The following is an 8,368-nucleotide window of genomic DNA, read 5'->3' on the forward strand; positions in this document are numbered from 1 at the left end:
CTTTTATTCGATAATCGCACATTGAGTGAACTGCGCCGGCCATCGGTTCAAGGCCGGTTCTGGCCGACGCCCACGCGCAGGCCCAGGCACGCCCACGCCGCCAGCAGCAGCGGCAGGGCGCACAGCACGTACAACGCCGGCGGCTGCCAGTGGCCATCGACCAGCACGCCCACAGTGAGCGGCGAGAGAATCGCGCCGATGCGGCCGATGCCGATGGCCCAGCCGAGGCCGGTGGCACGTACCTCGGCGGCGAACACCACCGGGGCCGCTGCATACAGTCCGGCCATCGCAGCGAACAGGGCCGCGCCGATCACGAAGGCCAACGGGAAGGCCACGCCCAGCTGCGTGTTGAAGGCCGCAAAGCCCAGCATCGACACCATCGCCAGCAGCAGCGCACCCGCGGTCAGCTTCGACAGCGACCAGCGCGAGGCCAGCCAGCCGAACAGGCTGCCGCCGACGATGCCGCCCAGGTTGAGCAGCACGCCGCCGGTGATGCCCTGCTGCGCCGACACGCCGGCCGACACCAGCAGCTTCGGCGTCCAGCTCAGCACGAAATAGAAGGCGAACATGTGCAGGAAGAAAGCCAGCGCAATCAGTAGCGCGACGCGGCGCAGGTCACCCACGAACAGCGCCGCATAGCCCTGGCGCTGGCCATTGCGTACCGGTGCCGGCGGCAGTGCCTGCCGTTCCGGCATGCGCATGCGCGACAGCAGCGCATTGAGTCGCGGCAGCGCATCGGCCGGGCGCCGCGCGACCAGGAAATCCAGCGATTCCGGCAAGCACTTCAGCACCAGCGGAATGCACAGCAGCGAGGCCGCCGCACCGATCAGGAACACGCTGTGCCAGGACGAGTGCTGCAGCATCCACGCCGCCAGCACGCCGCCGGCGGTGGCACCGATCGGATAGCCGGTGGCCTGCAGCGCGACCGCTGTGCTGCGCCACTTGGCGTTGGCGTACTCGGCGGTGATCACGCCGACACCGGCGAGCATGCCGCCGATGCCGATGCCGGTGTAGGCGCGCAGCGCGCCCAGCTGCCAGGCGTTGGCGGCCAGCGCCGACAGCGCCATGCCGCTGGTGAGGATCAGCAGGCAGCAGACGATCATCGGCCGCCGGCCCCAGCGATCCGCCAACGGCGCCAGCAGGAACGAACCCAGCGCCATGCCGACCAGCCCGGCACTGAGCATCAGCCCCAGCACCTTGCCCGACAGTTCCCAGTCCGCCGACACATGCGGCGCAGTGAAGGCCATGACCATCACATCGAAGCCATCGAGCATGTTCAACAGCACGCAGATGGCGATGGCGGTCCACTGGAAGGGGCTCATCCGTTCAACGACGAGCGGCGGTGCAGCGGCGGAGGCGTGGCTCATGGGGCGGTTTCCTGCAACAGCGTGGTGCGATGGAACGTCCGGCGGGGAAGGTCTCAGCGACCGGCCTGGCTGGATGCATGGATGACCTGCAGGACGTCCTGCAGGCGATCGACCTCGACCTGACCCGGCGCCGATGGGGTGCCGATCATGCCGAAGGTCAAGGCCTGGCCGAAGGTTTCGCCCGCGAGCCGGGATACCACGCCGGTGCCGCCCATCGACATCGTCAGCAGCGGCTTGTCGCTCTGCTGGCGCACCTGCCAGGTGGCATCGAGCAGTGCCAGCACATCACCGGCATCCCGCGGCGTCACCGCGATCTTCAGCACGTCCGCGCCCAGTGACTGCTGCTTCAGCAGGCGCGCGACGATTTCCTCGCGCGGCGGCGTGGCATGGAAGTCATGGTTGGACATCACCACCTTGACGCCGGCTTTGTGCGCCTGTGCCACCAGCGACTGCACCACCTTTGGGTCGCGGAACATCTCCACGTCGATCAACTGGGCAACGCCACCGCGCAGCAGGGTGGCGTACAGCGCGCCGTAGTCGGCATCGCTGATCGGCTTGGCACCGCCTTCGGCCTTGGTGCGGAAAGTGACGATGACGGGCTTGCCGCCCAGCGTGCCCTGGATGCGCTTGCCCAACGCAACCAGGGCCTTGCCATCGGTGGCGATATCCAGGTAGTCGATGCGCCACTCGGCGATGTCGGTGGACTTGCTGTCGGCAATCGCAGCAGCCTGCCGCAGGGCGACCTCAGCGGTGGCGCCCGTGATCGGCACGATGGTGCGGGGGCTGCCCTCGCCGATGCGCAGCTGGCCGACCTGCAGCACCGCCGGCGGCGGTGCGGCCAGGGCCGGCAGGGGGGAGGCACTGAGCGCACCGGCGAGGACAACGGAAGCGAACGGGAACTTCATGGCATTCACCAGAGCGTAGATGGAGCGCGCGGCCATCAGAAGATCACCTTGGCCTGGACACCGACGGCCCAGGCGTTGTCGGTACCGCTGTAATTGAACGTGCCCGGGTTGACGATGTACTGCACGTCCGGGCGGATCATCAGCCACGGGTTCACCTGGACGCTGTAGGACAGTTCGAACAGTTCCTCGGCCTGGCTGAGGTTGTACAGCGGCGAATCGGTGGGCACGCCCCCGGCCATCAGCGTGGCCCGGCGCGCATTGACCAGGCGGTTGTTGATGTCGGCGCCGACGTAGCCCAGCGCGATGCTGTCCTGCGGGCGCGAGCCGATGCCTTCGTAGACACCACCCAGCGCATACCAGCGCTTGATCTGCGCGGTATCGCTGTCGGACACCATGTACTGCGCGAACGCAGTCAGGCCGCGGCTCGGGTCGGCCGACTCCTGGGTCAGGCGCTGCTCGGCCAGCACGTAGGCGCCGTGGCGGCCGGTGGTCGGCGAGGTATCCAGGCCGCGCTTGTCCACGCGCGAGGTGTCGTAGTAACCGCCGAACTTGTAGACGCCGGCGTAACGGCTGCCCTTGGCCGGGGTCCAGGTCACTTCCACCGGGAACAGCGAACCGGTGGTGCCCGAGACGAACGGACGGAACGCGTTGCGCTCGATGTTGCCGCCCAGGTTCGGGTTGACCTGGAACCAGCCGGTGCGCACATTCACCGCCGGGCTGATCTGCTGCGCGAACTCGCCGCCCCAGCGCGCCATCGGGTAGTTGTACCAGCCGCTGTTGCCGGACATCGCCAGCGGGTGCGCGCAGAAGGCGGCGTTGACGAAATGGGTCAGCAGGCTGTGCAGGCCGAACTGGTTGCCCATCGCGTAGTAGCCCAGCTTGTAGTACGACTGGCCTGCGTTGAAGGTCTGGTCGTAGCTCAGCTCGGTCAGGCGCGTGTACTGGCCGCCGTACGCTTCCTGGATCGGGAAGCGGTTGCCGACGAAGTCCACCGAGGTGCTGCGGCCGCGACGGTCGTTGAGGGTGAAGTGGAACGCACCGCCGTCCCAGCCGGCCAGCTTGCCCATGTCCAGGTCCATGCCCACGCGGACCTGCTGTGCATAGCGCGCGCCGGTCTCGCCGTAGCCACCCTCGACCACGCCCATGGCCTCGCCCACGTAATCGCCGCGGAAGGCGATGCCGCGCTCGTACAGGTCGGTGCGGGTGCCGCCCCAGTCGCCGGTGAGCGTCTTGCCTTCATAGCGGTTGCTGGACTGCGCGCTGGCCAGGACCGGCAGCAGCGCAGTAACGAGGATGCCCAGGGACAGGCCCGGTGATGGGGATTTCGCAGGATTCATGGTCGCGGTCTCGTGGAGGTGATCAGCGCAGCGACAGCGGCGCGCTCAGCGGGGAGGTAGCGCCCTGCGCCGAGGTGACCGTGGCGGTCAGGCTGCCGGCAGCGGCAGCATCTGCCCCGGCACCGAGCGCGAAGGTGAAGCTGCCCTGCCCCTGCGCATCGGTGCGGGCCTCGACGCTGCCCAGCACCCGCTCGGCCTCGCTGCCACTGGCTGCGCGGTTGCCGAACACTTCCACCTGGTAGCGGCTGTCGGGCACGCCCTGGAAACGGCCGGTCAGCTGGCGCTGCGCGCCCTTTCCCTGCACGGCGGTCAGCTGCGGCGCTGCCTGGCCCAGGTTCGGCGGCGGCTGACAGTCGGCCTGGCCGGCAGTGGTGCAGATGCGTGCACGCTTGGACGGATCGTTGTCGACGCCGCGGCCCCGCGAGCCGACGAAGCTGGCGTGTTCCAGGCCCGGCACGCCGAATACGATGGCGCCGCGCGGCTGGCCCTTCACGCACGCGCCGCCAGCTTCGCAGCGCTCGATCGGCAGGCCGTTGCCGAAGATCCGGTTGGCGGTGAAGCGGTTCGGCGCACTGACCGGCTGCGGGCGCACGCCGATGCCGATGCCATTGCCGGTGATGGTGTTGCCATCGACCACGTTGCCGCTGCCGGTGATGCTGAGCCCGATCGAATTGCCGGTGAAGGTGTTGGCAGCGATGTAGTTGCGGTTGCCCCAGTTGATCTGCAGGCCATCGGAATAATCGACGAAGCGGTTGCGGACCACGCTGTTGTCGTTGCCCCACAGGATCTCGATGCCCTGCGAGGGTTCCGGATTGGCGCGGGTGGACTGGAACAGGTTGTCGGCCACCAGGTTCCAGGCCGCGCCGCGGGTCAGCTCCAGGCCATCGCCGTTGTCCAGGAACACGTTGCGCACGATGCGGTTGTGCACGGTGGTGGTAGCGGTGGACTGGCCCTTGCCGTCGTCGCCGGTGAGCATGATGCCGGCACCGCCCTTGTTGGCGACGATGCGGTTGTCATGGATCTCGTTGCGGCTGGAACGGTTGACCAGCACGCCGATGCAGAAGTTGCGGATCTCCAGGCCGGCCAGCTCCACACCCTGCGTATCGCGCAGGACCAGGCCCGGCAGCGTGGTGGTGCGCACGTTGGTGCCGGACTGTCCCGGCTCTGCGCCCGGGCAGGCATCGGTGCCGGTGCCGGTGACATAGGCCGAGCCGTCGATGGCGACGTACTGGCCATCGCGTGCCCACGACGTGCCGATGATCTGCACCGGGCCCTTGATGTCCGGCAGCGGCGAAGCGGGCTTGATCACATACGGCGCGTCGCCCACCGCAGCGATTTCAATGCGGTAGCGGCCCGGCTGCGTGTTGGCGGTGTTGATGGCCCAGCGCAGCGAGCCGGCGTTGCTGTCGTCGGCGTAGCGATCAACACGCAGCACCTGCAGCGCGTCGCGCGGAGGTTCGGCCTGGTAGGCCAGCGCCAGCGACGGCAGCAAGGCAAGCAGGGACAGGGAAACAACGGACAGACGACGGCGCATGCGATCACTCCGCACAGAAGATGGGAAATCCGGCGGTCTTCCCCTGCACCTGGCTTCAGCACCGCACCGGCTGCTGCCCTCGCCCCGCCAGGGGTGGATCGCTTGGACTGCTATGAAACTGCGGAAGTGAAATTAGATTTATCGCACTGCACCATTCAAGTGCGGTAATCGACTAAGCGTGCGAATACCGCACTGAATGGGTAATACCATCGTTGTATGGGGGTGTCGGCAGGGCTGCCGCCCTGCACCTGCTCAGTGCAACGGCAACGGCAACGGCTACGGCAACGTCAAAGGCCAGAGCGGCTCTGGGACTCTGCTGGTTGGGCGGGGAGGTGTGGGTGGGCAGGACACGCCGTAAACCCATCCGTGGGGGCTCGATGGCGCCATCCATGGCGCCAACGGTCCTGCCCACCCACACCGCTCCACCTCTGACAGATTCCGTGCGCTGTTGGTGGGTGCCGACCGTTGGTCGGCACATCTGTCAGAGATCGAATGAATTCATCCACGCATGGCGTGGATCTACTGGGACGTGCGGCTATTGGTAGGCGTCGACCTTGGTCGACACGATTTTTCCATCAGATATCGAAATCCATCTGGGGTCAGAGCCCGTTGCGTAGCAACGGGATCCGACCCCGTACCGTTCCGAAAGATCGCGGAAGTCTGTCGAAGGCGGGGTGGGTCCGGTTGTGGGGGGTGAGCGGCATGGATGCCGCGACCAAGCCCCCATGGATGGGTTTACGGCGTCCCCCTCAACCGGACCCACCCCGCCAACCCACGGAATGCCGGGTTTTGAAGTTGACGTTGCCGTGGCTCGAAGCAGGTGCAGGGCTGCAAGCCCTGCAAAACACCCCCCCTACGAACTGCAGGACAGCATCGAGCAGCCCGCGCGGTGCTCGGCCCAGGCCGGGCGCTTGCCCGCGTAGTGTTCCAACCCCGGCCGCTGCGTATACGGATCGCGCAGCACCTCCTGCAGCGCGTGCACGCCACCCAGGTCGCCCTGCTCGGCGCGGTCGATGGCCTCCTGTGCCAGCCAGTTGCGCAGAACGTACAGCGGATTGGCCGCACCCATTTTCGCCATGCGTTCGCTGGCCGACAACGGATCGGCCTGCAAACGCACCGCGTAATCCTGCAGCCAGTGCTGCAACGGTGCCTGCACCGCCTGTTCTCGCGCCTCGTCGTAGTACACCGCCTCCAGCACCGTTGCGTCCGGCGCCGCCGGATCGATGCGCATCAGTGCGCGCCAGGCCAAGGTCATGTCCATCGCGCCGTCCTGCATCAGCTGCTGCCAGCGCAGATAAAGCTGCAGGTCCTCATCATCGGCCGCAGCCAGGCCGAGCTTGGCCGCTGCATCGCGACGGGTGCACGCGGCAAACGTGGACTGATACGCCGCCAGCCCCGCCTGCAGCGGTGCTACATCGGCGAACAACGGCGACAGCGCCTGCGCCAGCCGGCTCAGGTTCCAATAGGCGACCTGCGGCTGGGTGCCGAAACGATAGCGGCGGCCCTGCGCGTCGGTGGTGTTCGGTGTCCAGTCCGGATCGAAATCCTCGACCCAGCCGTAGGGGCCGTAATCGAGCGTAAGGCCGAGCACGGACAGGTTGTCGGTGTTCATCACGCCGTGCACAAAGCCCACGCGCATCCAGTGCGCGATCATCTCGGCGGTGCGCACCGCGATCTGCGCGTACCAGTCGCCATACAGCAGCTCGCCCTGCCCTTCCAGTTCGGGAAAGTCACGGGCGATGCAGGCGTCGACCAGCTGCTGCAGCAGCGCGGTTTCACCGCGCGACGCCGGCAGTTCGAACGAACCGAAACGCAGGAACGACGGCGATACGCGGCACACGATGGCACCGGGCTCTGCACGCGGATGGCCGTCATAGAACATGTCGCGCACGACGTCTTCGCCGGTGCCGACCAGCGACAGCGCACGCGTAGTCGGAACGCCAAGGTGGTGCATCGCTTCACTGCACAGGAACTCGCGGATCGACGAGCGCAGTACCGCGCGACCATCGGCGCCGCGCGAGTACGGCGTCGGTCCCGCACCCTTCAACTGCAGCTCCCAGTGGCGACCATCCGGTGCGACCAGTTCACCCAGCGAGATCGCCCGGCCGTCGCCCAGCTGCCCGGCCCAATGGCCGAACTGATGGCCGCCATAGTTGGCCGCCCACGGCTGCATGCCGGCATACAGCGCATTGCCAGCAAACACCTGCGCGAAGCCTTCGTCCTCCACTTCGGCGGTGTCGAAACCCAGCATGGCGGCTACCTCCGGCGACCAGGCCAGCAGGCTGGGGGACGCGACCGGCGTCGGCATCACCATCGACCAGGCTGCACCGCGCACTTCGCGGCGGCGCGGGCCGGATTCGGTGTCGCCCGGCAGGGTATGCAGCAGGCGGTTGTCAAAGCGGGGCGTGTCGGTATCCATGGTCTTGAAGATGGGGGCGACCGCCGCCCGCCTCAATTGCCGCTGAGCGCCTGCAGATGGCCGCCGTGGGCCTCGGCGCGCTGGTAGGCCGGGCGTTCACCGATGCGCGCGAGGAAACCGCGCAGCGCCGGCCTGTCATCCAGCCCGCCTCCGCGTGCGGCCGCGGCCTGGATCGGGAAGCTCATCTGGATGTCGGCGGCGCTGAACCGCTCACCCGCGAACCACGGGCTTTCGGCCAGGCGACGCTCCATCCAGTCCAGATGCAGGCGTCGCTGCGGGCCGATGAATCCGCGCTCGGCCTTGTCGGCGATGCTGCGTGCGATCGGGCGCGCGAAGAACGGCATCGGCGCGTTGCGGATGCGGCCCATCACCAGCGTCAGCAGCAGCGGCGGCATCGCCGAACCTTCGGCGTAGTGCAGCCAATAGCGGTAGGCAATGCGTTCAGCGCCGTCGGACGGAATCGGTGACGGCGACAGCTGGCGCTGGGTGTCGTAGCGGTCAGCAAGGTAATCGAGGATGGCGCCGGACTCGGCCAGCACCAGCTCTCCGTCCTGCAACACCGGCGACTTGCCGAGCGGATGTACCTGGCGCAACGCCTGCGGCGCCAGCAGCGTCTTCGGATCGCGCGGATAGCGGCGCAGTTCGTAGTCCAGCCCCAGCTCTTCAAGCATCCACAGCACGCGCAGCGAACGGGAGTTTTCCAGGTGGTGGACGATGCGCATGGGCGGGCTCTTGGAATGCATGGCCCATTGTAGAGTCGAGCCATGCTCGACTGCCTTCACGCCGCAGTCGAGCATGGCTCGACT

General features: G+C 67.4%; 6 protein-coding genes. All 6 read right to left on the reverse strand.

Translation table 11 applies throughout. The features are described from left to right. Nucleotides 1–47: 47 nt before the first annotated feature. A complete protein-coding gene (locus QZ853_RS19975) occupies nucleotides 48–1,367 on the reverse strand; it encodes an MFS transporter (RefSeq protein ID WP_295579201.1) in 1,320 nt (439 codons plus the stop codon). Between the two features lie 53 nt (nucleotides 1,368–1,420). Further along, on the reverse strand, nucleotides 1,421–2,308 hold the full coding sequence (aroD, locus tag QZ853_RS19980) for a type I 3-dehydroquinate dehydratase (RefSeq protein WP_295579204.1): 888 nt from the start codon (nucleotides 2,306–2,308) through the stop codon (nucleotides 1,421–1,423). Then, complete coding sequence (locus QZ853_RS19985; RefSeq protein ID WP_295579207.1) at nucleotides 2,308–3,609, reverse strand: carbohydrate porin; 1,302 nt, start codon at nucleotides 3,607–3,609, stop codon at nucleotides 2,308–2,310. The genes aroD and QZ853_RS19985 overlap by 1 nt, the downstream gene beginning before the upstream one ends. A 22-nt stretch (nucleotides 3,610–3,631) precedes the next feature. Beyond that, complete coding sequence (locus tag QZ853_RS19990; protein WP_295579210.1) at nucleotides 3,632–5,143, reverse strand: right-handed parallel beta-helix repeat-containing protein; 1,512 nt, start codon at nucleotides 5,141–5,143, stop codon at nucleotides 3,632–3,634. 853 nt (nucleotides 5,144–5,996) lie between these two features. After that, nucleotides 5,997–7,562 carry a YdiU family protein gene (locus QZ853_RS19995; protein ID WP_295579213.1) on the reverse strand — a complete coding sequence of 522 codons (1,566 nt, stop codon included), beginning with the start codon at nucleotides 7,560–7,562 and terminating at the stop codon, nucleotides 5,997–5,999. Between the two features lie 32 nt (nucleotides 7,563–7,594). Further along, a complete protein-coding gene (locus tag QZ853_RS20000) occupies nucleotides 7,595–8,284 on the reverse strand; it encodes a glutathione S-transferase (protein WP_295579215.1) in 690 nt (229 codons plus the stop codon). Between the last annotated feature and the right edge of the window lie 84 nt (nucleotides 8,285–8,368).

The sequence above is a fragment of the uncultured Stenotrophomonas sp. genome (assembly GCF_913778665.1).
Classification (GTDB): Bacteria; Pseudomonadota; Gammaproteobacteria; order Xanthomonadales; family Xanthomonadaceae; genus Stenotrophomonas.

Bases quoted from the DNA above. Each gene is read 5' to 3' on its own strand.
- QZ853_RS19975 (WP_295579201.1), bottom strand. From the start codon at position 1,367: ATGAGCCACGCCTCCGCCGCTGCACCGCCGCTCGTCGTTGAACGGATG.
- QZ853_RS19995 (WP_295579213.1), bottom strand. From the start codon at position 7,562: ATGGATACCGACACGCCCCGCTTTGACAACCGCCTGCTGCATACCCTG.
- QZ853_RS19985 (WP_295579207.1), bottom strand. From the start codon at position 3,609: ATGAATCCTGCGAAATCCCCATCACCGGGCCTGTCCCTGGGCATCCTC.
- QZ853_RS19990 (WP_295579210.1), bottom strand. From the start codon at position 5,143: ATGCGCCGTCGTCTGTCCGTTGTTTCCCTGTCCCTGCTTGCCTTGCTG.
- aroD (WP_295579204.1), bottom strand. From the start codon at position 2,308: ATGGCCGCGCGCTCCATCTACGCTCTGGTGAATGCCATGAAGTTCCCG.
- QZ853_RS20000 (WP_295579215.1), bottom strand. From the start codon at position 8,284: ATGCGCATCGTCCACCACCTGGAAAACTCCCGTTCGCTGCGCGTGCTG.